General features: G+C 60.0%; 24 protein-coding genes and 1 pseudogene. 12 read left to right on the top strand and 13 right to left on the bottom strand.

Annotation, left to right across the window (positions count from 1 at the left end; all coding sequences use genetic code 11):
• Positions 1 to 198: 198 nt before the first annotated feature.
• Positions 199 to 948, top strand: a complete 750-nt coding sequence (locus tag AD666_RS21795) for a creatininase family protein (RefSeq protein WP_053156632.1) — start codon at positions 199 to 201, stop codon at positions 946 to 948.
• Positions 949 to 1,043: 95 nt separating this feature from the next.
• Entirely contained in the window at positions 1,044 to 2,480 is a 1,437-nt protein-coding gene (locus AD666_RS21790) for an aldehyde dehydrogenase family protein (protein WP_053156628.1), read from the top strand.
• 75 nt (positions 2,481 to 2,555) lie between these two features.
• Here the strand turns inward: AD666_RS21790 and AD666_RS21785 are convergent, their stop codons facing one another.
• A complete protein-coding gene (locus tag AD666_RS21785) occupies positions 2,556 to 3,446 on the bottom strand; it encodes a LysR family transcriptional regulator (RefSeq protein WP_024777250.1) in 891 nt (296 codons plus the stop codon).
• 167 nt (positions 3,447 to 3,613) lie between these two features.
• Here AD666_RS21785 and AD666_RS21780 point away from each other — a divergent pair, with 167 nt between their 5' ends.
• The 5 genes from AD666_RS21780 to AD666_RS21760 all read left to right on the top strand — a co-directional run bounded on the left by AD666_RS21780 (position 3,614) and on the right by AD666_RS21760 (position 9,394).
• Complete coding sequence (locus tag AD666_RS21780; RefSeq protein WP_053156625.1) at positions 3,614 to 4,696, top strand: 4-oxalomesaconate tautomerase; 1,083 nt, start codon at positions 3,614 to 3,616, stop codon at positions 4,694 to 4,696.
• Between the two features lie 143 nt (positions 4,697 to 4,839).
• Positions 4,840 to 6,144, top strand: a complete 1,305-nt coding sequence (locus tag AD666_RS21775) for a CitMHS family transporter (RefSeq protein ID WP_053156622.1) — start codon at positions 4,840 to 4,842, stop codon at positions 6,142 to 6,144.
• A gap of 92 nt (positions 6,145 to 6,236) precedes the next feature.
• Positions 6,237 to 7,490, top strand: a complete 1,254-nt coding sequence (locus tag AD666_RS21770) for an OprD family porin (protein WP_053156618.1) — start codon at positions 6,237 to 6,239, stop codon at positions 7,488 to 7,490.
• A gap of 134 nt (positions 7,491 to 7,624) precedes the next feature.
• A complete protein-coding gene (locus tag AD666_RS21765) occupies positions 7,625 to 8,317 on the top strand; it encodes a type 1 glutamine amidotransferase domain-containing protein (protein ID WP_053156615.1) in 693 nt (230 codons plus the stop codon).
• 78 nt (positions 8,318 to 8,395) lie between these two features.
• Positions 8,396 to 9,394, top strand: a complete 999-nt coding sequence (locus AD666_RS21760; protein ID WP_053156613.1) for a saccharopine dehydrogenase — start codon at positions 8,396 to 8,398, stop codon at positions 9,392 to 9,394.
• A gap of 73 nt (positions 9,395 to 9,467) precedes the next feature.
• Here the strand turns inward: AD666_RS21760 and AD666_RS21755 are convergent, their stop codons facing one another.
• From AD666_RS21755 to argH, 7 genes are all read right to left on the bottom strand, one after another.
• Complete coding sequence (locus AD666_RS21755; RefSeq protein ID WP_053156611.1) at positions 9,468 to 10,655, bottom strand: MFS transporter; 1,188 nt, start codon at positions 10,653 to 10,655, stop codon at positions 9,468 to 9,470.
• Between the two features lie 61 nt (positions 10,656 to 10,716).
• Positions 10,717 to 11,604, bottom strand: a complete 888-nt coding sequence (locus AD666_RS21750; RefSeq protein WP_053156609.1) for a polysaccharide deacetylase family protein — start codon at positions 11,602 to 11,604, stop codon at positions 10,717 to 10,719.
• Positions 11,597 to 12,436, bottom strand: a complete 840-nt coding sequence (locus AD666_RS21745; protein ID WP_053156607.1) for a polysaccharide deacetylase — start codon at positions 12,434 to 12,436, stop codon at positions 11,597 to 11,599. The genes AD666_RS21750 and AD666_RS21745 overlap by 8 nt, the downstream gene beginning before the upstream one ends.
• A gap of 150 nt (positions 12,437 to 12,586) precedes the next feature.
• Complete coding sequence (locus tag AD666_RS21740) at positions 12,587 to 13,411, bottom strand: ABC transporter substrate-binding protein (RefSeq protein WP_053156605.1); 825 nt, start codon at positions 13,409 to 13,411, stop codon at positions 12,587 to 12,589.
• A gap of 38 nt (positions 13,412 to 13,449) precedes the next feature.
• On the bottom strand, positions 13,450 to 14,214 hold the full coding sequence (locus tag AD666_RS21735; RefSeq protein WP_053156602.1) for an amino acid ABC transporter ATP-binding protein: 765 nt from the start codon (positions 14,212 to 14,214) through the stop codon (positions 13,450 to 13,452).
• Between the two features lie 10 nt (positions 14,215 to 14,224).
• A complete protein-coding gene (locus AD666_RS21730) occupies positions 14,225 to 15,103 on the bottom strand; it encodes an amino acid ABC transporter permease (RefSeq protein WP_053156599.1) in 879 nt (292 codons plus the stop codon).
• Between the two features lie 58 nt (positions 15,104 to 15,161).
• Positions 15,162 to 16,589 carry an argininosuccinate lyase gene (argH, locus tag AD666_RS21725; RefSeq protein ID WP_053156596.1) on the bottom strand — a complete coding sequence of 476 codons (1,428 nt, stop codon included), beginning with the start codon at positions 16,587 to 16,589 and terminating at the stop codon, positions 15,162 to 15,164.
• Positions 16,590 to 16,905: 316 nt separating this feature from the next.
• Here argH and AD666_RS21720 point away from each other — a divergent pair, with 316 nt between their 5' ends.
• On the top strand, positions 16,906 to 17,871 hold the full coding sequence (locus tag AD666_RS21720) for a LysR family transcriptional regulator (protein ID WP_053156593.1): 966 nt from the start codon (positions 16,906 to 16,908) through the stop codon (positions 17,869 to 17,871).
• Between the two features lie 13 nt (positions 17,872 to 17,884).
• On the opposite strand, the gene AD666_RS21715 is transcribed toward AD666_RS21720, so the two are convergent.
• A complete protein-coding gene (locus tag AD666_RS21715; RefSeq protein ID WP_053156591.1) occupies positions 17,885 to 18,292 on the bottom strand; it encodes a hypothetical protein in 408 nt (135 codons plus the stop codon).
• Between the two features lie 112 nt (positions 18,293 to 18,404).
• Here AD666_RS21715 and AD666_RS21710 point away from each other — a divergent pair.
• A pseudogene (locus AD666_RS21710) lies at positions 18,405 to 18,834 on the top strand (DUF1810 domain-containing protein).
• 37 nt (positions 18,835 to 18,871) lie between these two features.
• Here AD666_RS21710 and AD666_RS21705 read toward each other — a convergent pair.
• Entirely contained in the window at positions 18,872 to 19,090 is a 219-nt protein-coding gene (locus AD666_RS21705; RefSeq protein WP_218186710.1) for a hypothetical protein, read from the bottom strand.
• Between the two features lie 353 nt (positions 19,091 to 19,443).
• Positions 19,444 to 20,145 carry a glutathione S-transferase gene (locus AD666_RS21700; protein ID WP_053156585.1) on the bottom strand — a complete coding sequence of 234 codons (702 nt, stop codon included), beginning with the start codon at positions 20,143 to 20,145 and terminating at the stop codon, positions 19,444 to 19,446.
• 137 nt (positions 20,146 to 20,282) lie between these two features.
• On the opposite strand from AD666_RS21700, the gene AD666_RS21695 reads away from it, so the two are divergent.
• Positions 20,283 to 20,846, top strand: coding sequence for a TetR/AcrR family transcriptional regulator (locus AD666_RS21695; protein ID WP_053156582.1), 564 nt, complete (start codon positions 20,283 to 20,285; stop codon positions 20,844 to 20,846).
• A gap of 71 nt (positions 20,847 to 20,917) precedes the next feature.
• Positions 20,918 to 21,367 (top strand): HIT family protein, encoded by a 450-nt coding sequence (locus AD666_RS21690; RefSeq protein ID WP_053156579.1) that lies wholly within the window; start codon positions 20,918 to 20,920, stop codon positions 21,365 to 21,367.
• Positions 21,368 to 21,410: 43 nt separating this feature from the next.
• On the opposite strand, the gene AD666_RS21685 is transcribed toward AD666_RS21690, so the two are convergent.
• Both AD666_RS21685 and AD666_RS21680 read right to left on the bottom strand, forming a co-directional pair.
• Positions 21,411 to 23,651: a xanthine dehydrogenase family protein molybdopterin-binding subunit gene (locus AD666_RS21685; protein ID WP_053156576.1), complete on the bottom strand. Its 2,241-nt coding sequence runs from the start codon at positions 23,649 to 23,651 to the stop codon at positions 21,411 to 21,413.
• 11 nt (positions 23,652 to 23,662) lie between these two features.
• Complete coding sequence (locus tag AD666_RS21680) at positions 23,663 to 24,136, bottom strand: (2Fe-2S)-binding protein (protein ID WP_053156563.1); 474 nt, start codon at positions 24,134 to 24,136, stop codon at positions 23,663 to 23,665.
• Between the two features lie 268 nt (positions 24,137 to 24,404).
• On the opposite strand from AD666_RS21680, the gene AD666_RS21675 reads away from it, so the two are divergent.
• Entirely contained in the window at positions 24,405 to 25,547 is a 1,143-nt protein-coding gene (locus AD666_RS21675) for a sensor histidine kinase (RefSeq protein WP_053156561.1), read from the top strand.
• Positions 25,548 to 25,597 lie beyond the last annotated feature (50 nt).

The raw sequence follows: 25,597 nt of genomic DNA, 5'->3' as shown, positions 1-25,597 counted from the left end.
CAGGGGCTTGGCGTTGCTCATAAAGCAACAGTACATGAACATAGTTGCTCTTGCTGCTGTTCACAGGATCGGCGCAACATCTTTGACAAAGCCGCTGGCTCGTTGCGAACCGGCCTTGAGTGCACCGAAGGTTGAACAGGTGCTTTGGTCTTCATACCCATCGTTCCGCAAGGAACCTTTTGCAGAGAGAGAACGCAGATGCTTCTACATCTATCGACCTGGGCCGAAATCGAAAAATTTCTCGAACGCAGCCGTACCGTCGTCATCCCGATCGGCTCCAACGAGCAACATGGGCCGACCGGGCTACTGGGTACGGACTGGATGTGTCCCGAGATCATCGCCCACCAGGCGCAGCAGACAGCGGACATCCTGGTGGCCCCGACTTTCAACATCGGCATGGCGCAGCATCACCTCGGTTTTGCGGGAACGATCTCGCTCAGGCCCTCGACCTTCATCGCTGCTATCGGTGACTGGACACGTTCGTTGGCTGCCCACGGGTTCGAGAAAATATTTTTTCTCAATGGCCATGGCGGCAACATTGCCTCGATTGAAGCGGCTTTCTCGGAGCTCTACGCCGAGGCGAGCTTCGCCCGTCGCCCGGCAGGTTTCGCCTTGAAACTGTGTAATTGGTGGGACCTGGAAGGCGTCAATGAGCTGGCCCGCGACCAGTTCCCGGAAGGTCATGGCATTCATGCCACACCTTCGGAAATTGCCGTGACCCAGTGGGCCTACCCCCACGCCATCAAGTCGGCTGAGTACTCGCCAAAAATCGCCAATTGGGGCCCTATCCGCGAGGCTGCCGATTTCCGCGCTCGTCATCCGGATGGCCGTATGGGCTCGGATCCGGCGCAAGCGTCTGTGGAAAAAGGTCGGCAACTGGTGATGATGGCCGCACAAGGATTGGTGCAGGAGGTGCACGCTTTCAGCCGTGAGTCCATGCCGGGCTGAATCACGGCAAAGCCATCGAGCCGGGGCGACGCCTGGGCCTGCCAGGCGTTGGTGCTTCATTTCGGGGAATCCCGCAATCGGTCAGGTACGCCACGATGTGGAAGATCAATCACAGTTACATTGATGGAGCCTTCGTTCCCGTTCACGGGGATGAAACGGTGGAGTGCATCAACCCGGCGACCGAAGCGGTTATCGGTACGGTCACGCTGGCTGATCGTGATGACGCCAGACGTGCCATCGCGGCTGCCTCGCGTGCTCAAGCCTCGATGAGCCGCACCTCCAAAGCCGAGCGTATCGACATGCTCAAACAGTTGCAGGCCGCCGTGCTGGCGAGCACGAATGAAATTCGCGATACCGCCATCGAGGAGTACGGCGCGCCGCTTGCCCGCGCCCAATGGGTCAGCCGTTACGCTTCGCAATCCTTTGCCAATGCGGCGCAGGTGCTGGAGCATTACGAGCTCCTTCGCTCGGTCGGTGACGCGACCGTGGTAATGGAGCCAGTGGGGGTATCGGCGCTGTTTGCTCCCTGGAACAGCACCGCCGGCACGATATGCAGCAAGCTGGCCTCGGCCATCGCCGCCGGTTGTGCCTCGGTGATCAAACCGAGCGAGTTGAGTCCCTTGCAAACCGGGGTGCTCGCCCAGGCGTTGCACCGCGCAGGTTTGCCTGAAGGCGTTTTCAACATTCTGTTGGGACGCGGCAGCGATGTCGGTGACGAAATCAGCACCCATCCTCAGGTCACGAAGATTTCATTCACCGGCTCCACCGCCACCGGGAAACTGATTGCCCGCGCCGGTATCGAGACCATGAAGCGAGTGAGTCTGTCGCTGACGGGGAAGTCGGCGTCCATCGTGCTCGACGACGCCGATCTCGATACGGCTATTGCGCAGGCATTGAATGCGGCGTTCATGAACAACGGCCAGGCCTGCGTCGCCGGCACGCGGTTGCTGGTGCCGCGCACGCAGGCCAAGCACATCATCGACCGTGTGAAGAACCTGGTCGGGGCAATGGTCGTGGGCAATCCACGGAACCCGGCCACCGTCATCGGGCCGCTGGTCAACAAGGCCCAATTCGACCGTGTCCAACACTATATCCGCCGCGGACTGGCGCAAGGCGCCACGCTGATCGCCGGCGGGGAAGGCCGGCCGATAGGCCTGGACACGGGCTATTTCGTCAGGCCCACGGTCTTTGCCGACGTCAACAATGACATGGACATCGCGCAGGAGGAAATTTTTGGCCCGGTGCTATCGATCATCCCGTATGACTCGCAAGAACAGGCTATCGAAATCGCCAACGCCAGCCCCTATGGGCTGCAGGCCTACGTCTTTTCCCGACAACCGCAGCGCGCCCGGCACCTGGCGGCGAGGCTGCAGGCCGGCTCGGTATTGATCAACAGAATCACGCCGGAGCTGCTTGCCCCATTTGGCGGGGTCAAGCAGTCCGGCGTCGGACGGGAGTTCGGGGTTCATGGCCTGGAGGCCTTTCTTGAGGCGAAGAGTATTGTGGTGGATCAGGACGAGCCGGGTGAATAACCTGAGCGCGCTTGGCCATATCTGGCCGGGTAGGTGCGTGGACTCGATCTGCACACGAAAGCCGCGACCGAGGCTTCATTGCGGCCACTGCTCCAGCAGAATCGAAACGAATTTCTCGGCGGCAGGAGACAAAGACGCGCCGCGTCGATAGACCAGCCCCAGTGATCGGTTTACCACCGGCTCGATCAGCGGCACGCTGACCAGCGTCGGATGGTCACCGGCGGGCATCGCCAGGCTGGGCATTGCCGAGACGCCGAGACCGGCCTCGACCAACCCCAGTGACGTAGACAGGTGTTGTACTTCGTAGAACCACTGGGGACGCCAGCTCAAGCCCGACAAGGCATGATCGAGCAGCATGCGGTTGCCGCTCAGGCGACCCACCCCGATCAGCCGATAATCGCTCAACTCCGACCAGGTAACGGCGCTGCGTCCAGCCAATTCATGGTCGCGTCGGCAGGCCAGGACAAAGGGTTCATTGACCAGCGGCACGAATTCAATGTCCGGATGCTGTCCGCTCATCATATTGATGCCGAAGTCGGCTTCGCCTCGCAGTACCGCTTCCAGTCCTTCGTTGGCGCTGAGGTCGAGCAGGCGTATGCGGATTTTCGGATAGCGCTCGTTGTAGAGGCGGATCACCGAAGGCAGGAAGTAGAAGGCGGCCGTGGGAATGCAAGCCAGTGTCACTCGACCGATCTGCCGCTCCGCCAACTCGCGGATGTTGAGAATCGAATCGTCGAAATCATCCAGCAAGCGCCGCGCCTTGGGCAGGAAATCGCGTCCGACGCTGGTCAAGCTGACCTTGCGAGTCGTGCGGTCGAGCAGTGCCGTGCCCAGACCCTCTTCGAGTTTTTTCATCCGCCGGCTCAACGCCGGCTGCGACAGGTGCAGTGCATCGGCGGCTTCGTGAAAACTGCCCAGTTCGGCGATTTTAACGAAAGACCGTATGTCTTGAAGCTCATATTCCATATTGAATTCCACAAGAAAGGCGATGTGTGGTGTGCGTCATCCTACGGAAATTCATTCGTCAAACGCAATAAACTCGCTGATCTTTGCATTGGAAACACTTTTGAAACCCTGCCACTCTTGCCTCCAGAACATCAATTATCCAGATTGATCAACAAGAGTTACTGTTCATGCAACGAATTCCTTGTGTATTGATGCGCGGTGGCACCTCCAAAGGGCCGGTATTTCTCGCCTGGGATCTGCCGACTTCCGTCGTCGCCCGTGATGAGTTGTTGCTCGATCTGATGGGGTCCGGCCATGAGCTGGAAATCGACGGTATCGGGGGTGGCAGCCCCCAAACCAGCAAGGTGGCGATCGTCAGCCCTTCACTGCACCCTGAGGCGGATGTGGATTACTTGTTCGTCCAGGTGATGGTTTCTCAACGTCGGGTCGATACGGCTCCCAACTGCGGGAATATGCTCTGCGCAGTCGGTCCGTTCGCCATCGAGCAGGGCCTGGTCAAGGCTGGTGGCGACCTGACCCAGGTGCGTATTCGCAACCTCAATACCGGTACCTTTGTCATTTCCGAGGTGCAAACCCCCGGGGGCAAGGTCAGCTATGAAGGCGACACGGCCATCGATGGCGTGCCGGGCACTGCCGCGCCGGTGCAATTGACCTTCCTGGATGCCGCCGGCAGCAAGACGGGGAAACTGTTCCCTACCGGGCAAGCGCTGGACTTGATCGACGGTGTCGCAGTGACCTGCATCGATATGGCGATGCCCATGGTGATCGTCGAAGCCGGCCAGCTGGGCAAGCGCGGCGACGAAAGCCCCGCGGAACTGGATGCCGATCAAGCCTTTCTGCAGCGCCTGGAATCCCTGCGGCTCAAGGCCGGCCTGGCGATGGGCCTGGGGGACGTCAGCGACAAGGTGATTCCCAAGCCGGTGCTGGTAGCCCCGGCCAAATCGGGCGGCACGCTCCAGGTGCGCTATTTCATGCCCCACAACTGTCATCGCGCGTTGGCAATTACGGGCTCCATCGGAATCGCCACGGCCTGTGTGACTGAAGGCAGCGTGGCCGCTCAACTGCTCGGCGGAGTCCGCGAGCCACGCTTGCAGCGGGTTCGCATCGAGCACCCCAGCGGAGGGATCGATGTGGTTTTGTCCTACGTCGGCGACAAAGGAGAGACTATCCGTGCCTCGGTGGTGCGCACCGCACGTCGGCTCTTTTCAGGTTTCGTCTACGCCAAGGCTTCCCACCGACTGGCCGGCTAGCCGGGCAATTGGCAAAACTCGACATCACGACGTCACGACATCAATCATTCTGCCAGGCACATATGGATCGTGTTGCCTGGCGGGTTGGGAGTCGTACGCCTGGGTGTTGGCAACACTACTGATAACAACAAGAGATCCGACCTATGCTCGCTTTACTTGGCTTGGCCATGGTGGTGGCCTTTACCTTCCTGATCATGACTAAACGGCTGTCGCCGATCGTGGCCTTGACGCTCGTGCCCATCGTTTTTGCGGTCATCGGTGGGTTCGGCGGGACCACCGGCAAAATGATGCTGGACGGCTTGAAAATGGTAGCGCCCTCGGCCGCGTTGCTATTGTTCGCGATCTTGTTTTTCGGGCTGATGATCGATGCCGGGCTATTCGATCCGTTGATCCGCAAGATCCTCAAGCGAGTCAATGGCGACCCGATGAAAATCGCCGTAGGCACCGCCTTGTTGTCGCTGCTGGTGGCACTGGACGGTGACGGCACCACGACTTACATGATCACCTGCGCCGCCATGTTGCCGCTGTACAAGCGTATCGGCATGAACCCCATGATCCTGGCGACGGTCGCCATGCTGTCCCTGAGCATCATGAGCGGCATGACGCCCTGGGGCGGCCCGGCAACCCGCGCGATCGCCGCGCTGGGCCTGGATGCCGGCGAATATTTCGTGCCCTTGCTGCCCACCATGATCGGTGGAGCGATGTGGGTCGTTTTCACGGCGTTTCTGCTGGGCCGTGCCGAGCGCAAGCGCATTGGCAATGTTCAGCTGCAGAGCGGGGGTGGGGATTGCTATATCAAGGCAATTATCGAGGACACCCCGTACAAGCGCCCGAAATTGGCCTACGTCAATCTGCTGCTGGTGATCGCAGTCATGGTTGCGTTGGTCATGGGGGTCATGCACTCGGCCATTCTGTTCCTGATCGGTTTCGTCCTGGCGCTGATGATCAACTATCCCCAACTGGACCTTCAGAAGGAGCGCATTCTGGCCCATTCGGGCAACGCAATGACCGTCGTTCTGCTGGTCTTTGCGGCCGGTATTTTCGCTGGCATCTTCTCCGGAACGAAAATGGTCGATGCGCTGGCGCAGACCCTGGTGGACTGGATTCCGCCTTCATGGGGGCACCTGTTCCCGTTGGTGGTTGCCATTACCAGTATGCCGCTGACTTTCGTGCTGTCCAACGATGCCTACTACTTTGGCGTGGTGCCTATCCTGGCGAATGCCGCGGCGGCCTATGGGATTGATCCGGTGGAAATCGCACGGGCCTCGATTCTCGGTCAACCCGTGCATCTGATGAGCCCGCTGGTGGCCTCGACACTGTTGCTGGTGGGCATGGTCGATCGCGACCTTGGCGACTTCCAGAAGGCCACCGTCAAGTGGGCCGTGCTCACGTCTCTGGTGATTACCGCGCTGGCCTTGCTGACCGGAGCGTTGACGCTCTTTTCCTGAAAAATCAGTTGGTTGAATTTTCTGCCTGACACGCCTCGCAACCGAGGGGTGCGCCGGCCTGCGCGCCGAATAACAACAACGAGAATCTTGATATGAATACCGTCCTGACCCGTGGGGCTTTATTTCCAATGCTAGGCCTGTTGCCGCTGGCCATGGCCAATGCAGAAGGCTTCATCGACGACAGCAAGCTCAAGCTGCAACTGCGCAATGTCTACTTCAATGAAAACTTTCGCGACGAGCACGGAATGAGCGCACGAGCGGCAAGATCCGCAAAGAGCGAGCGCACCGAGTGGGCCCAAGGGTTCCTGTTGGATTACCAATCGGGCTTTACGCCAGGCACGGTTGGCTTTGGCGTCGATGCCCTGGGCCTGCTCGGTGTCAGGCTCGATTCCGGCCGCGGCCGCAGTGGCACAGGCCTGCTGCCGGTACATGACGATGGCCGGGCTGCCGATGAGTTTGCCAGCGCGGGCATGACCGCCAAGGCCAGGGTGGCCAAGACCACGGTCAAATATGGCACCTTGCTGCCCAAGAACCCGCTATTGATCTACAACGATGCGCGGCTGATGCCCCAGACCTATCAGGGCATGCAAGTCAGCAGCACCGATATCGACAATCTCGCGCTCACCGGTGGGCATCTAGAGCGGTTCAAACTCAGGGATTCCAGCGACAGCATGCCAATCGTGCCCGACGGTTACAGTGGCGATCAGTCCGGCAACTTCAGCTACGCCGGCGCCGATTACAAGCTGACGAAGAACATTCGCTTGAGCTATTTCTACGGTGAGCTTGAGAATTTCTATCGGCAGAACTTCGCTGGCATCCAGCACGAGCTGCCGCTGGGCGCCGGGCTGTTGACCAGTGACCTGCGCTATTTCAACAGTGTCGATTCAGGGTCGGCCTATGCCGGCAGGATCGATAACGACATGTTCAGCGGCCTGCTGTCCTACGCCGTTGTCGGCCATACGTTCAGCGCGGGTTATCAGAAGCTCAGCGGCGAGGCCGGCTTGCCGTATATCAGCGGCGCCACGGTCTATTCCTTCAGCAACGTGGGTATCGGCAAGTTTATCGAGGAAGACGAGAAGACCTGGATGCTCGGCTATGGTTACGATTTTTCGCGTCTCGGTGTGCCGGGCCTGACATTTTCCACCCGCTACCTCAGTGGTGACGATGGCAAGTCCCAGAGCACCGTGAAGGAATGGGAACGTGATGCCGAAGTCGCTTATGTCGTGCAGCAAGGTACGTTGAAGGGACTGGGCGTGAAGCTGCGTAACTATGTCTACCGCTCGGATTTTTCACGGGGACGTGACAGCAATCGCATCTACCTGACGTATGACGTTGCGCTTTGGTAGAACACCGATCCGGCGATGGTGAGGCGCAATCCATCCGGCAAGGGTCACGGCGCGGGAACGTCTACCTCGACACAGCCTCTGAGAGTAATGCAGGGCGAACCACTCGCCCGTTCACGCTCGGAGGCTGGGTTCACATGAAAATCCTGATGGTCCTTACATCTCACGATCAGTTGGGCGACACCGGCAAGAAAACCGGTTTCTGGCTGGAAGAATTTGCCGCGCCTTACTATGTGTTCGTCGACGCCAACGCTGCGGTCACCATTGCCTCCCCCAAGGGCGGGCAACCGCCGCTGGACCCCAAGAGCAGCGAGGAGGACGCCCAGACCGATGCAACCCGTCGCTTTGTCGCGGACACTCGGGCCCAGGCAGCATTAGCCAACACAGTGCTGCTGGGGGAAATCGACCCCTATGACTTCGATGCGGTGTTCTATCCCGGCGGACACGGCCCGCTATGGGACCTGGCCGAGGACACCGACTCCAAGACCCTCATCGAAGCCTTCTATGCCGCGAACAAACCCATCGCGGCGGTCTGCCATGCGCCGGGGGTGTTCAAGAACGTCAACGCGCCGGATGGCCAGCCCGTGGTGAAGGGCAAGAAAGTGACCGGGTTCACTAACTCCGAGGAGGAGGCGGTGGGACTGACGCAGGTGGTGCCGTTCCTGGTGGAAGACATGCTCAAGGCCAAGGGAGGCGAGTATTCCAAGGCCGGGGACTGGGCGAGTTATGTGGTCGAGGATGGGCACCTGATCACCGGGCAGAATCCCGCATCCTCGCAAGCCGCCGCCGAAGCGTTGCTCAAGCGGCTGAGGCAGGAACAGAAGGCCTGAGTCATGAGCGTCCCGATTATCGTCGGGCTGGCGGTCCATGCCTCGGACGACTGAACCTGAAAACAAGGAGAACACGTCATGTCACTTGATCCTGTCTTGTTCATGGGCGGTTCCGGCGCCATTGGTCACCAGACCGCCCGGGCATTGCGTGCCGCCTGTCCGGACGTACCTCTGTTGATTGGCGGCCGTGACCTGGCCAAGGCCCAGCAGGCCGCTGAGCGAATGGGTAAGGCGCAAGGCGTGGTGATTGATCCCCACGCAGACGACCTGGGTCTCGGCGCGCGCCCGGTCAGCGCCGTCGCGATTTTCTATATGGACCACGCCCTGGCCGGATTGCGTTATGCGCAAAAGCGCGGGGTACCGTACCTCAGCATTTCATCCGGCATCTTTGAGATCGCGCCGGAGATCGCGACGTACATGCATACGCCTGACGCCTCGCCCATTGTCCTGGGCTACGAATGGATGGCCGGCGCGACGACGGTGTCGACACTGAGCATTGCCGCAACATTCAGCCGGGTACACGCGATCAGCATCAACGCTCTGGTCGATGAACAGGACACCGGTGGGCCAACGGTTGCCGCCGATTTCGAACACTTGAACAAGATGCTGCCCGCTGCGCTGACACGACGCGACGGTGCGTATATCTGGCGCGAAGGCGAGGATTCGAAGGTCCGATTCAACGCAGTGGATGGCACGCAAATCCAGGCCTCCGGCTTCTCGTCCATCGATGTCGTCGGCCTGGCTGCGGCCACCGGCGCGCCCAACGTCCAGTTCAACATGGCCACCGGGGTGAGCTCGACTCGACGCCAGGGCAAACCCATGTCGACCGAGATCATCATCGAACTCGATGGTGAAGGCCTGAAGGGGGGACCGCTGCACACGCGCCATGCCATCATTCACCCGGCCGGCGCCGCGCCACTGACTGGCCTCAGCGTGGCAATGACTCTCGAACGCCTGCTCGGCTTGAATGGTCAGCCGCCGACGCCGCCGGGACTCTACTTCCCTTACCAGATACTGGACGCCACCGGGTTTTTGAAACGTCTGGAAGAAGAGGGCGGTGAGTTACGCAGGCTTTAGGTGTCTGCCAGAATTCGCGGGACTGTGGGATGGCTGAATGACCTGGCGATACGCCCGAGGGTCGGATGGCAGACTACCCGCTGTTGTCAGCGCGGTTCGCAATCCGTCGACCCGCCATGAAACACAGCGTCCCGCCCAGCGCTGTCAGTAGGCTGAGGGCATAAAACATCGTTGGTGCCGGGGTGTGCAAGAGCAGGAAGCCGCAGATGACCGGGCTCAACGCACCGCCGAGGGCCGCGAGGTTCTGCGCGCCGTAATAGCTGCCACGCAGGTCCTCCGGGGCCAGGGTGTCGACGAACAGGAATTCCGCCGGGTAGATAATCATTTCGCCCAGGGTGAAGATGAACATCGCCACGCACCAGCCCACCCAGCCATCGGCCAGGCTGAAACCGATCAGACCGAGGATGAACAGGCTGGTGCCACCGGCGATCCAGTAGCGCAGCTGTTCGCGCTTGAGGAAACGGCCGATCTGGTATTGCAGCAGGATCACGCTGACGGCGTTGCAGGCAAGCAGGGCGGCCATGGTTTGCAGGGCGCGCTGGGATTCATTCGTCACCAGCAGGTATTGCGACAGGTACAGGGTGAATCGACCGTGGACCACCGTGCTGAACAGGCAACCGCAGGTGAACATGATCAGGGTGCGGTCGTTCTTGAGGGTGCGGAGGGTTCTCATGAAGCTCGGCGGTTGCCCGATGACGGGCACCGGGGCGGCGTCTTTCGGGATGGCGCTCATCAGGAAAATACTGAGGAACGCGATGCCTCCCGCGATCAGAAACGGGGCTGTGGGATAGACCCCGGCGATCACCACTCCGATCATCGGGCCGGTGGCGTAGCCGATGTTGGTCAACGTGTAGCGCAGGGAAAATGCCTTGGCCCGCTGGCCCACCGGCAGTTGCTCGCTGAGAATCGCCTTGGAGCCAATCAGGAACAGCGCCGAAGCGGTTTCGGTGACGACCAGGATTGCAGTGGTCAGGTAAAGGTTCTCGGCGAACGTCAGTAACACGAAACCGACGGCACTGGAGAGCATGGCCACGATCAGCAACTGGCGTTTTTCCAGGCGGTCGATGACGTAGCCGCCGTACAGCGCCAGCAGGGTGGCGATGAACACCGCAATACCCAACAGCAGCCCCACGTCCTGTTGGTTGAGGCCGAGTTTGGTGCTCAGAAACAGCGTGAGCAAGGGACTGGTGATAGCGCGGCTGACGACGATGGTCAGCGAGCAGATCATCAAGCGACGGATGACAAGGGAATAGCTGCGCACGTGGGTCAAATGTCCTTATTTCGATACTGTTGGGTTCGAGGGGGCACAGTCACCGTGGGGGTTACACGCCCCGGGTCCGATAATGGCGCTCGTACACGGCCGCCGGATGGTCGTCCGTCACCGCGGCCGCCGTGGTCGCCCACCATCGTGCAACGTCATCCGCCGTGGCGATCCACACATCGGGATGCTGCCGGATGCCATGAAGCAAATCACGCAGTACGCCGATGCGCCCCGGCGTGGCAATGATTTCCGGGTGCAGCCGCAGCACATAGCAGAGGCCGAATCGGCGGAACCCGGCGAAGTCCATCTGCAGGTTGCCCAGGGTATGACTGTATGAAGCGATCCGAGATTGTCCGGGCGGCACCGCGGGGCTGAGGTTGAAGGCGAAATAGGGTTCGTCTTCGAGTTCGTAGTGCAGGGGCAACTCGATGACCTCGGGTGCGGTCGGATGCGCGAAGGGGAGGTCGTCGCCACGCGACGACGAAGACCAGCGGATACCCTGCTGGTGCAACGCCTGGATGAACCCCGGCGCGCCATTTCCCGCGGGAATCCTGAACCCTGCCGGGCGCGTGCCGGTCAGTCGGGTCAACGCTTCGCACCCCTGGGCGATGTCGGCCACCTGCTCGGCAAGTGTCAGATTGTCGTAGTTTTGGTGGCGATAACCGGCGCAGGCAATCTCATGTCCACCGGACTGGATCGCCTGGATGTGCCCGGGGTTTTCTTCGCCGACGATGCCGGGAATGCACCAGGTGCCGGGAACTCCCAGTTCGGCAAGCAGGCCGAGCAGACGTTCCACGCCTCGTTGACTGCCGTAGCGCCAGACCGACAGGGTCTTGTCCCGTCCGGCCACTTCCGGGGCCTGGGTGAGGATGCCGTGGATGTCGTTGTAATCGACGGTCACCACCACCGCGCAACGGTAGCCGTCGGGCCATACACTGGAATCAGCCATGGTGATGTTCCTTGAGCCACCAATGGGCGACCTCTCGGCAGGTGGCGAACCACACGTCATCGCGCTGACGCATGTGTTCGAAGAGTTTTTCCAGCAGCAGGATACGTCCCGGCTTGCCGGTGATCTTGGGGTGGAAAAGGGTTGTCAGGCACAGGCCTTCGTTCATGGCACCGTCATACTCGCGACACCAGTTGTCCAGCGTCAGTTCGTAACTGGCGGTGCGGTCCAGCCCCGAAGGAAAGTCCGGGCCTCGGGTGTACGCAAGGGAGGCGTAGTCGTCCATTTCCCAGCGGCCGGGGATTTCCACCAAGGGGGCGTCCAGGCCCGGGACATCGACCAGATAGGGACGATCATCGCCGCGCATGCTGCTGGAATAGATCACGCCGGCCTCGGCCAACATCGCCGGGGTTTCGGCGCGCCAGTCACCGGACGGTGTGCGAAAACCTTCCGCGCGGATGTTCAGGTACTTGTCAAACACCTCGCGGGATTTGTTCATCACCGCCTTCTGTTGGTCCAGTGTCAGGGCGTAGAAGGACTCGTGCCGGTAGCCGTGGTAAGCCACTTCATGCCCGCGCTCGATGATCGCCTGGCACTGCCTGGGCCAGTTTTCCACGACCCAGGCCGGGACAAAGAAAGTCGTCGGGATCTGGAAGTCGTCGAGCAGGTCGAGCAGCCGTGGCAGCGCACGATAAGGGCCGTAGCCACCGAAGCCGAAGTATTCGGGTTTGTGCCAGATAGAGCCGTTGAGCATCGCATCGCCGGTCGGGCCGTCGAGGTCGAAAGCCAGGGCGAGGCAGGCTTTGTGTTCATCGGGCCAAGTGGGGGAAGACATCTTTGTGCTCCAGCAATCAATAAGTCATCGCCACACGTTCCAATTGTGGGAGCGAGCCTGCTCGCGATAGCGGTGGGCCAGGCAATCCAATAGCGACTGATCGGACGCCATCGCGAGCAGGCTGCTCCCACAGGGGGGGACGGACCCTGGTCATTTACCGGCGTTGATGGTCACGGTCTTGATCGCGCCCAATTCAAGGTCCCACTTCTTCAGGATCGCCTGGTAGCTGCCGTCATCGACCATCCCTTGCAGGGCGACCTTGACCGCCTCGCTCAGCTCGGGCTTTTTCTTGCTTACGCCCAGGCCGGTGAACTGTACGGAAATCGGCTGGCCGACGGTCTTGTACATGTCCTTTTCCTGGGTCTTGAGGTAGGACAGGGTCTCGCTGCCCTGCATCGCCGCGTCGATCCGGCTCTGGCGCAGTTGCGCACGGGCGTCAGCCGAGCCTTCGGTGCCGATCACGACGATGGCCGGTTTGCCGGCCGCTTCACAATTGGCCTTGCTGAACTCGGCGATTTCCGCCGGGAAGGTGGTTCGGCGACTGGTGCCGACTTTCTTGCCGCACAGGTCGGTGGCTTCATTGGTGTCCTTGTTTTTCTGCAAGGTGTAGAACTGCGGGCCGCTGGTGAAGTAGTCGACGAAGGTCACGCTGGCCTGACGCTCGGCGGTATCGGTCATGCCCGACAGCACCATGTCCACCCGGTCGGTGGTCAAGGCATTGATCATCTGTTCGAAGCCGGTTTCCTGCCATTTGACCTTGACCCCCAGACGTTCGCCCAGGGCATTGCCCAGGTCATAGTCAAAGCCGGTCAGGGTGTTGGTGGCCGGGTCCTTGAAATCCATCGGCGGGTAGTTCGGCATGATCGCCACGACGATCTCGCCCTTGTCCTTGATGCTTGCTGGTAAATCGGCGGCGAAGCTGACGCTGGAAGCCATCAGGCCGGCGAGTACTGCTGGGATAACGAAGTTCTTCATGGTCGTTCTCTTATGTGTGTTGTGACGCCAGATGGCGTTCAGGTTCGAACGGCAGATATGAAGCTTTGGGTGCGCGGGTTTTGTGGACTTATCAGTATTTCTTCGGGGCTTCCAGCCTCCACGATCTGCCCGCCGTCCATGAACACCATGCGGTTGGAAACTTCGCGAGCGAAGCCCAGTTCATGGGTGACGACGATCATGGTCATGCCGGTCTGCGCCAGATCGCGCATGACCGACAGCACCTCACCGACCAGTTCCGGGTCGAGTGCCGAAGTGGGTTCATCGAACAGCATCAGCTTGGGTCGCATGGCCAGGGCACGAGCGATGGCTACTCGTTGTTGCTGGCCGCCCGACAGTTCGATCGGGTAGCTGTTGCGTTTGTCGGCCAGACCAACGCGGGCCAGCAGTTCCAATGCTTCATCGTGCGCTTCCTTGGGCGAACGCTTGAGCACCTGGCAGGGGCCTTCGATGATGTTTTGCAGCACGGTCATGTGCGGGAACAGGTTGAAGCGCTGGAACACCATGCCGGTGGCCAGGCGTTGCCGGGCGATCTGCGTCTCGTTGAGCTCATGGAGTTTGTTGCCGACAATGCGGTAACCCACCAGTTCGCCGTCGACCCACAGGCCACCCTTGTCGATTTTTTCCAGTTGGTTGATGCAGCGCAGCAACGTGCTCTTGCCCGAGCCCGACGGACCGATGATGCACAGTACTTCGCCTTGTTCGACTTCTATGTTGATGTCGTTGAGGGCGTGGTACTGGTCATAGAATTTATTCAGGCTCACGGCCTTGACGATGCTTCTCATGTCGCTTTCCTCACGAACGCTTGCCGGCGCCGCGAGCGAAGCGGCGCTCCAGGCGGCTTTGACCAAAGGACAGCACCGTGACCGCGGCCAGGTACCAGATACCCGCGACGATCAGCAACTCCATGACCCGGGCGTTGGCGTAGTAGATGTTCTGGGCGTTGTAGAGCAGTTCCGAATACTGGATGACGCTTGCCAGGGAGGTCATTTTCACCATGCCGATGAATTCGTTACCGACCGGTGGGATGATGATTCGCATGGCCTGGGGCAGGATGATCCGGCGCAGGGCCTGCAAGCGCGGCATGCCGATGGACTTGGCGGCTTCGTACTGGCCGGTGTCCACGGACAACAGGCCGGCGCGCACCACCTCGGCGGTGTAGGCGCCCTGGTTGATGCTCAGTCCGAGCAGCGCGGCCACGAACGGCGTCATCAGGTTCACGGTGTCCATTTCGAACACACCGGGGATGCCGATGGTGGGGAAGATCAACGCCAGGTTGAACCACAACAGCAATTGCAGGATCAGCGGCGTACCGCGGAACAGCCAGGTGTAGGTCAACGCCACGTAGCGCAGGATCGGGTTGGCCGACATGCGCATGATCGCCGTGATCACCCCGAACACAATCCCCAGCGCCATTGCCAGCACGGCCATGACGATGGTGTTGAACAAGCCCCACAGAATGGCTTGGGAGGTGAGGAACTGGCCGATGTACGACCATTCGATCTTGCCCTCGGCGAAGGCCCGCGCCAGGCCCAGCAGGGCTATGACGATGACTGTGGCAAAGAAAATCCGCCCGTAGTAGCGCCGTGGCACATGCTGGTACTGGGTGATGTCGAACTGGTTTTCCGCCAGTTTGCGCTCCGCCTGGAGTTGTTCTGCCTGGGTCTGGCCCATGTGGGTTCTCCGTACTCTTTATTTCGGGTCAAACACTTGGCCCGCAGGGGTGTTTGATTCAGAGGCGAAAACCCTGGTAGTCCTCGGTCCATGCCTGCTGTGCGACGAGGGCGGTTTTCAAGCGAGCGATCTGCTCGCGCACCCGCTGCGGCGCGGTGCCACCCCGGCCACTGCGAGCCGCAATGGCCGCTTCCAGGGTCAGGCTTTCGCGCACCTCCGGGGTCAGTCGCGGATCGATCTCGGCCAACAGTGTCGGGGACGCCTCCCACAATTCAATGTCATGTTTCTCACAGGCCTGGACCAGGGCACCGGTGATTTCGTGGGCCTGTTTGAAGGGCACGCCGCGCATGGCCAGCCAGTCGGCGACTTCGGTGGCCAACGTGAAGCCCAGCGGCGCCTGACGCCGTAGCTCGTCGACATTGACCTGCAGGGTGGCAACCATTCCGGCCATGGCGGGCAATACCAGCAGCAGGGTGTCGACGCTGTCGAGCACACCGTTTTTGTCTTCGCTCAAGTCGCGGTTGTAAGACAGCGGCAGGGATTTGAGGGTGGACAGCAAACCCGTCAGGTTGCCGATCAAGCGACCTGCCTTGCCTCGGGCCAGTTCGGCAATGTCCGGATTCTTTTTCTGCGGCATGATCGAACTGCCGGTGGCGTAGGCATCGTCCAGCGTGACCCAGCGAAACTGCCGCGAGGACCACAGGCAAAACTCCTCGGCGAGGCGGGAAATGTTGATCCCGAGCATGCTGGCGATAAACAGGAATTCGGCGACATGGTCGCGGCTGGCTACGGCGTCGATGGAGTTTTCGCACACGCCGCTGTAGCCCATTTCCCTGGCCGAGTGCTCGGGCTGGCGAGCGATGGCGGAACCGGCCATGGCGGCGGCGCCCAGTGGCGAAAGCGAGGTGCGCGCATCCCAATCCATCAGGCGCTGCACGTCGCGCAGCATCGCTTGGGCGTGGGCCAGCAGGTGATGGGCGAATACGATTGGTTGCGCCTGCTGCAGGTGGGTGAAACCGGGGCAGATGCTCTCGACGTGCTGTTCGGCCTGGCTCACAAGAGCCTGTTGCAAAGCCAGTACTTCGGCAGCCAGGGTGCGGACGTGATCGCGCAGGAACAGGCGCAGGTCGTTGGCAGTCTGGTCGTTGCGCGAGCGTCCGGCACGCAGCTTGCCGCCCAAGGCGCCGAGGCGCTCGGTCAGCAGGCGTTCGATGAAGGTGTGGACGTCTTCGTCATCCAGGGTCGGAGCGATGCGGCCGGCGCTAAAGTCGGCGCCGATCCGGTCCAGGGCGTCGAGCATCGTCCGGGTTTCTTCTTCGCTCAGCAGACCGGCACGCTGCAGCTCCCCGGCGTGGGCCCTGGACCCGGCAAGGTCGTAAGGGGTCAGGCGGAAATAACGTTCCGGGCAACGGGACAGGGACGCCAGGGCTTCGGACGGGCCGCTCTTGAAACGCGCTCCCCAGAGACGGTCAGTGGTTTGGGACATCGGTTTTTCCTCATCGGTAAAGCGAACCTGAAGCGTTCTGCCAGGCCCTGAACATCCGCCGTGGACGGTGTAAAACCATCCGGCGTGACTCGGCTTATTTGTTCATCGGGGGCAGGGGGACAAGCGCAGTTTCGAAGTGGAAAGGACTGATCGAAGTGTCAGCTTTTAACAGCGGAAAATCAGCGAGTTGGCACTCGGGTGCGAAATGTCTTAGCGGTTGCCAAGCCTGGTTTTCTGTGATCATTATTATTAGCCAGCGTTATTTTTGTTGTTGGACACAGAGTGTTGAATAGGGCGCCAGAGGTAAATAAGCATTATGGAAACCCCACTTTCCAATTCCGGAAACCCGCCGCCCAAACCGCCGCACCGAGCGCCGTTGGCGCTCAGCGGCCTGGACTTCAAACTGCTGAAAGTGTTCAAGGCGGTGGTCGAGGCAGGTGGTTTCAGCGCCGCCCAGAATGAGCTCAACGTGGGGCTGGCAGCGATCAGCAAACAGATATCGGACCTTGAGATTCGCATTGGCATGCGCCTGTGTACCCGCGGCCGCGAGGGCTTTCACCTGACCGAAGAGGGCAAGTTGGTCTATCAGGCGTCGATTGATCTTTTTGCTTCCGTCGATAACTTTCGAGATCGGCTTAGTTCAGCGCAAAATGAACTTGTCGGCGATCTTGGTGTGGGCGTGATTGACAATACAATTACCGATCAGAATTCGCCGTTAGTTGCAGCGCTTAAACGCATAAACGAGGAGTCACCGAAAGTAAGATTGCAACTTCAGGCGTCTCAGTTGGATGAAGTGGAACGTGGCGTTGTAGAAGGACGACTGGTCGCCGGAATCGTGCCGGTCTACCAACAACGCGAAGAGTTTGATTACTTTGCCTTGTACGAAGAGCGCTCGCTGATTTATTGCGCGCAGGGCCATCCGTTATTTGACGTGCCCGAGGCCCGAATCGATAGCCAGATGCTCAAGGAACATGAATGCGTCAACCACCGCTACGCCATTCACCGTGACAAGTTGAATTTCGCCCGCTATGACAGCTATTCCGCCTCGGCGACCCAGGTGGAGGCGGTTGCACTGTTGGTCAAGACCGGGCGCTTCGTGGGCTTCCTGCCTGAACATTATGCCGCCAGCCTGGTGGAACAAAGGTTGTTGCGCGCCCTACGCCCGGACCTGATCAGTATCGTCACGCCTTTCAATCTGATCTTGCGGCACAACACCGTGCGCAGTCCGTTGGTGAAGGCGTTTGCCCAGGCGCTGGGGGTGGATTTGAAAGTGGTACGGTGATGCTTGCCAGCCGTCAGGGCACGTCAAAGTTTTCATACGCCAGGGAGATCGAGTCGCTCTGCGGATAACTGACGTACACCATCTCTCCGTAGTTACTGGCGACCAATACGTAGGGCCACTTGCCGTTGGCCTTTCGTAATTGCTCGTACAACGGCAGGAAGAAGTCTTTGGTCTGACCCTGGGGATCGTAGGGCACTTCTCCCTGAAAAATCGGATAACGCCCACCATTACACAGCTGCACCCGCTCGAGCTTGATACCGTTCTTTTCCAGCACGGTACGGGTCGGATGTTTCCAGGTGGCGAGGTCGACGTCCTGGCAGTCAGTGGTTTTCTGAGTGTAGAGCTCAGTGTCCTGGAGGGCCGGGTAAGCCATGGCCTGTGTAGCCAGGACCGATAATGCCAAGGGAAGCAGACGCAGCATGATTGTGGTCCAGATAAAGGGGAGGAGATTGTAAGTACTTTTTTTGAGGATCCAAGGCCCCTGACGACGTCTGTCGCGTCGCCCAATGTCCACTGTCCGAGGAAAACGGATCATGCACGACACATTCAATCTGTCTCGTTTCGTCGAGGCTCAAGGCCCTGTGTTCAGTCGAGTCATGAGCGAACTGCGCGAAGGCCGCAAGATGAGTCACTGGATGTGGTTCATCTTCCCGCAGTTGCAGGGGTTGGGGCGTTCCGAGATGGCCCAGTCGCTTCGCTATTTCCGGTATTGCCGAAGCCCGCGCCTATCTGCGGCACGACTTGCTCGGCCCCCGGTTGGAAGAGTGCGTGAAAACTGTTTTGCAACACCGCGACATGAATGCCGGGCAGATATTCGGCTCGCCCGACGACCTGAAGTTTCGCTCATGTCTCACGCTGTTCATGAACGCCGGGCCAGGATCCTTACTGTATGAACAAGCGCTCGAACAGTTTTATTCGGGTGAGCCGGATCGCAGGACGCTTCTGCTGCTGGGTCATCAGTAAACCCGAATTCAACGTCCTGAAAACGTTCTGCGTCGAACTAAGGAAGTCCTTTGGCGCCGGTAGAAACCACACTGTCGAGGCTGTTGGCGGTTGGCGCCTTTACAGGGATCAACAATCGCTCACTGCGGCATTTGTATTTCACGCCTTTGCGCGGCGTGATATCCCTGGCCATCGCCATGCACATCTCCTTGGTGGCATAGGTAGGCTCCGTCTTGCGTACCTCCACACAGCCTTCGAAGCCACTGCAGATAGTCATTACCATTACGTAGACGGTCATCATCCTGGTGTTGCTCCCATCGAAGCGATGCGATTGATGCATGCTGCGTTTAACCCTGTCGGGCTTAAGCGAGTAGCAATGACAGGCGGATGATGTGCCCTTCTTCAAATGGCCAGCAATGGCCAATCAATGCCTTCTGTCGGAAAAACGTCACTATTTTAAAAGATATCGATTTTGTCAAAGTCGACGCCAATATGTTGGCGAATCCGGGGTTTTGAGCAGATGAAATCTATGAGCGGCGGCATGTTTTTCATAGAGACGGTGCCCATGGGAATGAGCCTTGCCGCGTAAGCGCATCCACCCTCGCTCCAGGAGGGCGGATGTACCCTGTCTCACTCCTGAGGGGCGCCTGCTTCAACCATCGCACGCCACGTCTGGACGCTGGGACGCGCTTGCATCCTGGCATGCCAGGCGTGCAACGATGCGCATGCTTCAGGTACAGGAAGCTCCACCAGCGCCGCGAAAATCATGCCGCCGAGCAGCGCAATGTCCGCCATCGAAAAGCGCTCCCCGGCGACGAAGGGTTGGTTACGCAAGACACTGTCGAAGTAGTGCATGCCTCTGATGGCCTTGTCGCGCATCCGGTTGCCCCATTCCGGGTTCTGATAAAGCTCGACCCGTGGTCCCAGGCCCGGCGTAGCGTGGTGGAAATACACGCTGACCGCATCGAGAAACTCGATCTCGGCGCGTTTGGTCATCATATGGATGCGACCTTGCTCGACAGGCGTCTGGCCGGTGAGCGTCGGGTTGCCATCGAGCGTGTCGAGGTACTGCGTGATGGCCGTGCATTCGGCGATCAGTGTGCCGTCGTTCAGCTCCAGTACGGGAAGGGTTCCTGAGTAGTTGATGGCGAGGAATTCCGGTTTCTTGTGCTCGCCTTTCCACAGGTTGACCGGCACGAACTCGGTTCGCGAAAGCAGCCCCTTTTCCGCCAGGGCGATGCGCACACGGGCAGGGTATGGGCCGTTGAACCAGTCATGGAGTTTCATCATCGGAAGCGTTGAAGCATCGGATTGCGATTGGAGCGGGGTCATGGAGGTCACCTGCCTGTCAATTGGTAGGTAAAGATTGAGCACGTGCTTTCGGGCTGTCAAGCCCTACCTGTCAATTGGCAGGTAGCTGGCGTTTGGTTAGAATCCTTCGGCAAGCAAAGCGGGTAGAGGGCCTGAAGATGAGCGCAAACGCACGTGAAGCCATCCTGGCGGCAGCTAAAGCGGCGGCACAAATGCACGGCTACAACGGCATCAATTTTCGTAGCATCGGTGAAGTGGTGGGGATCAAGAACGCAAGTATCTATTACCACTTCCCGAGCAAGGCTGATCTGGGCGCCGCCGTGGCGCAGCGGTATCGGCAGGACGTGGTCCGCGTGCTGGCGGATATCCGTGAGTCGAATCCGGATCCGAAACGCTGTCTTGAGGCCTATCCCTCGATCTTTCGTACCTCGTTGGAAAACGGTAACCGCCTCTGCATGTCCAGCTTCATGGCGGCCGAATACCAGGACTTGCCCGAAGTCGTACAGCAGGAGGTCAAGGCGTTCGCCGATGCCAATGTGACCTGGTTGACGCAGGTACTGGCTGACGCCGGCCTGGGCGATGCCGATCGCTGTGAGCGGCGGGCCCGAGCCATCTACACTGCCGTGGCCGGCGCGCAATTGATCGCACGTACACGACTCGATATCAGCCTGTTCGACGAGTTGGTGCTGAGTTATCAGGAAGCGGGACTGCTGGTGGCATGACGTTTATCCTTGTCAGGTCTATTTTGTAGCATCGAGAACACCCCGCACTCATACCCACAGAAGGAGCGAGCATGAGCCTCCATGGTCAATATGATCCACGAAACATCTTTGCATTGATCCTGAACGGCGATGCGCCGTGCTACAAAATCTACGAAGATGAACAGGTATTGGCTTTCCTGGACGTCTTCCCCCAATCGTATGGCCATGCCCTGGTCATCCCGAAATCATCCCAGGCCCGGAATATCCTCGAAGTCGAGCCCGCCGCACTGAGCGCGATGATGGCGGCAGTGCAACGCCTGACGCGAATCATCGTAGACGAGTTGCAGCCGGACGGCGTCCAGATCGCGCAGTTCAACGGCGCGGCGGCAGGACAGACGGTTTATCACATTCATATGCACATCATTCCTCGCTGGGAAGGCAAGGAGGCGAGCGAGCATGGCAGAGGCAAGGCCGAGGCCCAGGAGCTCCAGGCCTTGCAGGCGCGTCTGGTGGAGCGGATTTCGGCGCAGGGCGGGGTCTGAGCAAGACAACCGGAAAGGGACCCAGACCTCCGTTTCTTTCCTGTCACGCCAGCCTGAAAGGCAACTGCCGCAGCGGCTTGCCCGTGAGACTTGCAATGGCATTCGCGAAAGCGGGCGCCAGGGCTGGCAGGCCGGGCTCGCCCATTCCTGTCGGGGGTTCGGCGCTGGGCACGATATGGATGGAAAACTCCGGCATATCGGTAATGCGTGGCACGCTGAAATCCGCGAAATTGCTTTGCTGCACGACGCCGTCCTTCAAGGTGATGGCGCCGCCCGGCAGGCACATGGACAAGCCCATCAATGCCGCGCCCTGCACCTGGGCTTCCACGCTGCGCGGGTTGACGACCAGGTTACAGTGCACGCCTGCGGTGACGCGGTGCAACACCGGCCGACCATCCTGTACGGAAGCCTCCACGACGTAAGCCACGACTGAACTGAACGACTCGTGTACCGCCACGCCCCAAGCGCGGCCGTCCGCGAGCTGGCGCTTGCCATATTCGCTCTTGTCCACGGCCAGCTGCAGGGCTGCTCGATGGCGAGGGTTTTGGTCGCCAAACAATTTCATCCTGTAGGCCACAGGATCCTGCCGTGTGGTCCGGGCGATTTCGTCGATCAACGTTTCCATGACGAAGGCCGTGTGTGTGGAGCCCACGCTGCGCCACCAGAGCACCGGCACGTTGAGTTTGGGATGATGCACTGTCAGGCGCATCGGCAAGGGATACGGATTGCGCATGCCCTCAGTCGCGGTCGGGTCGATACCGTTCTTTACCCGCCCACCGAACAGGGTGCCGCTGAGGATCGATTGCCCGACGAGGGCGTGGTCCCAGGCCAGGACCTTACCTTCGTCATCGAAACCTATTCGCGCGCGGTGCAAGTGCATGGGACGGTAATAGCCGCCCTTGATGTCATCTTCGCGACTCCAGAGCGTACGTATCGGGGCGTTCAGCCCACCCGTGCGAGCGGCCTTGGCCACCTCGCAAGCCAGCACGACGAAATCGCTGGTGGCGACGCCACGGCGGCCGAAGCCACCGCCGGCCGTCTGCACGTGGACCTGGACCTGCTCTGGCTTGAGGTTGAGGACTTTCGCGGCCGCGGCGCCATCGCCGCCTGGGAACTGCGTACCGACCCACAGGTGCGCGCCATCCTGGTCAAGCTGCACCGTGCAGTTCAACGGCTCCATGGGAGCATGGGCCAGGTAGGGAAAGACGAACTCGGCTTCCAGGCGATGAGGTGCGGTGGCAAGGGGTGTCATGTCAGCATCGAAATGCAGTGGACCGGGCTGGTTGGCAAGCTCCCGGTACTGAATCAATTGTTTGTCGGTGTCCACCTTCTCCACGGCGGCCAGGTTCCACTCCAGTTTCAATGCATCTCGGGCGACCTTGGCCTGCCAGTAGCCATCCGCGACCACCGCCACGCCTTCGCCACCACCGTCCAGCGGCACACGCAACACCGCTTTCACGCCTTGGGTGGCACGCGCCGCGCTGTCATCCAGGGCGCTGATCCTGGCGCCAAATACCGGTGGCCGAGCGACGACCGCCGTGAGCTGCCCGGGCAGGTGCGTGTCGATACCAAAGTCCTGTTGGCCGCTGCTCTTGGCCTTGGCGTCAATGCGCGTGGTGGCCTGACCAATGATGCGAAAGTCCTTGGGGTCCTTGAGTGTGACGTTCTCGGGCACCGGCATCGCCATTGCAGACTCGGCCAGCTCGCCATAAGTGGCTCGCCGTCCCGCTGGGCCGAGCACCGTACCCGCCTGGGTGCTCAGGCTCGCCACGTCCACGTTCCAGCGCGCGGCAGCGGCGGCAAGCAGCATGGCGCGAGCGCGGGCGCCGAGTTCGCGGTATTGGGTGAAACTGTTCTTGATCGAATTGGAACCACCGGTGAGGTGAATGCCGAAAATAGGGTCCTGATAGGCCGCATCGTTGTTGCCGTGGCGACTGCGTACCAGACTCCAGTCGGCATCGAGTTCTTCGGCGAGGATCATCGGCAGGCTGGTCTGCACACCCTGGCCAAATTCCAGACGGTTGATCGTCACCGTGACTTCGCCGTTGGGGGCAATTTGCACGAATGCGGACGGTTGCTGGGCCGGTTTGAGCGGTGCGCCGGCAGCGTCGCTGGTCTGTTGCGCCGTAGCCAGGTGAGGAAACGCCCCCAGTGCCAGCCCGCCGATGCCGACGATTTTCAGGAAGCTGCGACGGGGCAGGGTAGCGGGCCCATCGGCAAGATCGCGCTCAAACAAGTGTTCCAGCGCACGCGGCGTCTCTGGATGAAAGAGGTCGTTCAACATGGCAGGCTCCGTCAGACAAGGGCTTTGGCGGCATCCGCCACTGCGGCGCGGATACGGGCGTAAGTGCCGCAACGGCAGATATTGCCGGCCATGGCTGAGTCGATTTCCGCCATGGTGGGCTGCTTGCCCTTGGGTTGCGTCTTGAGGAAAGCGGTGGCGCTCATGATCTGGCCACTCTGGCAGTAGCCACATTGCGCCACGTCGTGCTTGACCCAGGCCTCATGGACGGCGGTGCCGACCGGGTCGCTGCCATTGGTGGCAGCCTCGATGGTGGTGATGTGCTTGCCCTCGGCGGCGGCAATGGGGGTCACGCAGGAACGGATGGCCTGGCCATCGAGGTGAACCGTGCAAGCGCCGCACAGCGCCGCGCCGCAGCCGAATTTGGTGCCGGTCAGGCCCAGCGTATCGCGCAGGGTCCAGAGGATGGGCGTTGCAGGGTCTACGTCGACCGTGTACTCACGGCCATTGATAGTGAGGGCACTCATAATGACTGGTTCTCCATACGGGTTAAGTCAGTCCTTGCAAACCACTATAGGACCCATTGCCCTGGCTGGATTGCACGATCCTCTCGAATCATTGCCTATTCTTGGCGTGATGCTGGTCGTCCGAGCGCAGGTTTGCGCCAGGGCGCTCATCGCGTCACCGACTGGCGTTGCGACTCCCCTTGTCCGGTGCAATTTGAAATCCCTACATGCCCCCCTACAATTCACAGGCCGCCCGTCGTTGCATTCCACCCACGACCAGGATACTGACATGCGCTTGCCCGATTTTATCAGCGAGAACACCGAGTCTATCCTTCAAGCGTGGGAGGACTTCGCCGCGTCGATCGATGCGCCTGGTGCGCCTCTGGGCCGCAGCGCGTTGCGAGACCATGCCGAACAGATGTTGCAAGCAGTTGTTGCCGATCTTCGAAAAAAGCAGACCGTACGAGAACAGATCGCCAAGTCTCAGGGCCATGGTCCGGTGAACGAGCCTCAGACAGCTGCTGAAACTCATGCCGTGACGCGCTTGCTGGCGGGCTTCAGCATCAAACAGATGGTGTCGGAATACCGGGCGCTCAGAACCAGCGTGCTGTTCCAATGGATGAAAGCGATCAAGTCCAGCCTGTCGCCTGATGAAGTCGTCGATATGATCCGCTTCCATGAAGCCATCGATCAGGCGCTGACGGAGTCGATCGCCAGTTATTCGCATGCCCAGGAAGTTTCGCACAACCTGTTCATCGGCATCCTCGGCCATGACTTGCGGACCCCGTTAGGCGCAATTTTGCTTGGCTCGGACCGCCTGCGCCGCTCACCCGAGAGCAGCCAACAGGTTACGAAGCTGGCGACACAGATCCATGACAGCGTCGGCCGTGCCAGCAAAATCGTCGACGATCTTCTGGACCTGAGCCGTTGTCAGATGGGCCCGGGAATCCCTATCAAACCAGAGACTCTTGATTTACTGCCGCTTTGTAAACGAGTACTGGCGGAAGTCCGGACGGTCCATCCTGCGTCTACTTTGCACCTTGAAGCATGCGGATCCGTTGTTGGGGAGTTTGACGGAGCCAGGATGGAACAAGTCTTTTCCAATATTGTCAGCAACGCCGTTCTGCACGGTGATCCCACTATGCCAGTCACTGTCGAACTGGCTGTTTCAGGGAACCAAGCCAGCTTTTCCGTCCATAATCGCGGAGAGCCAATACCCAAAGAGGTGTTGCCTTTTATCTTCAATCCAATGGGACGTTTTTCTCAACGCTCAACTGCCGAGCATCCATCGATGGAAGGGTTGGGGCTCGGCCTCTTTATCGCGTCTGAAATTGTTGCATCCCATGGCGGATCGATAGAGGTTCAATCCGACGAAACCCGAGGTACGACGTTTTACGTGAAAGTGCCTTTGTCACGAGATAAGGCTGCTTGAAAGACATCCGGTTTTTTATGATTTTTCCAGTGGTGGCGGATGTCGCATTC

Origin of the sequence: Pseudomonas sp. Pf153, from assembly GCF_001269775.1 — a bacterium.
Classification (GTDB): Bacteria; Pseudomonadota; Gammaproteobacteria; order Pseudomonadales; family Pseudomonadaceae; genus Aquipseudomonas; species Aquipseudomonas uvaldensis.
This window is presented reverse-complemented; position numbering and strand designations above follow the sequence as displayed.

Excerpts from the sequence above, each read along its gene's own strand:
- AD666_RS21735 (WP_053156602.1), bottom strand. The coding sequence starts at position 14,214 with ATGAGAAGCATCGTCAAGGCCGTGAGCCTGAATAAATTCTATGACCAG.
- AD666_RS21680 (WP_053156563.1), bottom strand. The coding sequence starts at position 24,136 with ATGAGTGCCCTCACTATCAATGGCCGTGAGTACACGGTCGACGTAGAC.
- AD666_RS21675 (WP_053156561.1), top strand. The coding sequence starts at position 24,405 with ATGCGCTTGCCCGATTTTATCAGCGAGAACACCGAGTCTATCCTTCAA.
- AD666_RS21720 (WP_053156593.1), top strand. The coding sequence starts at position 16,906 with ATGGAAACCCCACTTTCCAATTCCGGAAACCCGCCGCCCAAACCGCCG.
- AD666_RS21775 (WP_053156622.1), top strand. The coding sequence starts at position 4,840 with ATGCTCGCTTTACTTGGCTTGGCCATGGTGGTGGCCTTTACCTTCCTG.
- AD666_RS21795 (WP_053156632.1), top strand. The coding sequence starts at position 199 with ATGCTTCTACATCTATCGACCTGGGCCGAAATCGAAAAATTTCTCGAA.
- argH (WP_053156596.1), bottom strand. The coding sequence starts at position 16,589 with ATGTCCCAAACCACTGACCGTCTCTGGGGAGCGCGTTTCAAGAGCGGC.
- AD666_RS21765 (WP_053156615.1), top strand. The coding sequence starts at position 7,625 with ATGAAAATCCTGATGGTCCTTACATCTCACGATCAGTTGGGCGACACC.
- AD666_RS21695 (WP_053156582.1), top strand. The coding sequence starts at position 20,283 with ATGAGCGCAAACGCACGTGAAGCCATCCTGGCGGCAGCTAAAGCGGCG.
- AD666_RS21750 (WP_053156609.1), bottom strand. The coding sequence starts at position 11,604 with ATGGCTGATTCCAGTGTATGGCCCGACGGCTACCGTTGCGCGGTGGTG.
- AD666_RS21785 (WP_024777250.1), bottom strand. The coding sequence starts at position 3,446 with ATGGAATATGAGCTTCAAGACATACGGTCTTTCGTTAAAATCGCCGAA.
- AD666_RS21715 (WP_053156591.1), bottom strand. The coding sequence starts at position 18,292 with ATGCTGCGTCTGCTTCCCTTGGCATTATCGGTCCTGGCTACACAGGCC.
- AD666_RS21705 (WP_218186710.1), bottom strand. The coding sequence starts at position 19,090 with ATGACTATCTGCAGTGGCTTCGAAGGCTGTGTGGAGGTACGCAAGACG.
- AD666_RS21685 (WP_053156576.1), bottom strand. The coding sequence starts at position 23,651 with ATGTTGAACGACCTCTTTCATCCAGAGACGCCGCGTGCGCTGGAACAC.
- AD666_RS21740 (WP_053156605.1), bottom strand. The coding sequence starts at position 13,411 with ATGAAGAACTTCGTTATCCCAGCAGTACTCGCCGGCCTGATGGCTTCC.
- AD666_RS21770 (WP_053156618.1), top strand. The coding sequence starts at position 6,237 with ATGAATACCGTCCTGACCCGTGGGGCTTTATTTCCAATGCTAGGCCTG.
- AD666_RS21745 (WP_053156607.1), bottom strand. The coding sequence starts at position 12,436 with ATGTCTTCCCCCACTTGGCCCGATGAACACAAAGCCTGCCTCGCCCTG.
- AD666_RS21730 (WP_053156599.1), bottom strand. The coding sequence starts at position 15,103 with ATGGGCCAGACCCAGGCAGAACAACTCCAGGCGGAGCGCAAACTGGCG.
- AD666_RS21700 (WP_053156585.1), bottom strand. The coding sequence starts at position 20,145 with ATGACCCCGCTCCAATCGCAATCCGATGCTTCAACGCTTCCGATGATG.
- AD666_RS21690 (WP_053156579.1), top strand. The coding sequence starts at position 20,918 with ATGAGCCTCCATGGTCAATATGATCCACGAAACATCTTTGCATTGATC.
- AD666_RS21760 (WP_053156613.1), top strand. The coding sequence starts at position 8,396 with ATGTCACTTGATCCTGTCTTGTTCATGGGCGGTTCCGGCGCCATTGGT.
- AD666_RS21780 (WP_053156625.1), top strand. The coding sequence starts at position 3,614 with ATGCAACGAATTCCTTGTGTATTGATGCGCGGTGGCACCTCCAAAGGG.
- AD666_RS21790 (WP_053156628.1), top strand. The coding sequence starts at position 1,044 with ATGTGGAAGATCAATCACAGTTACATTGATGGAGCCTTCGTTCCCGTT.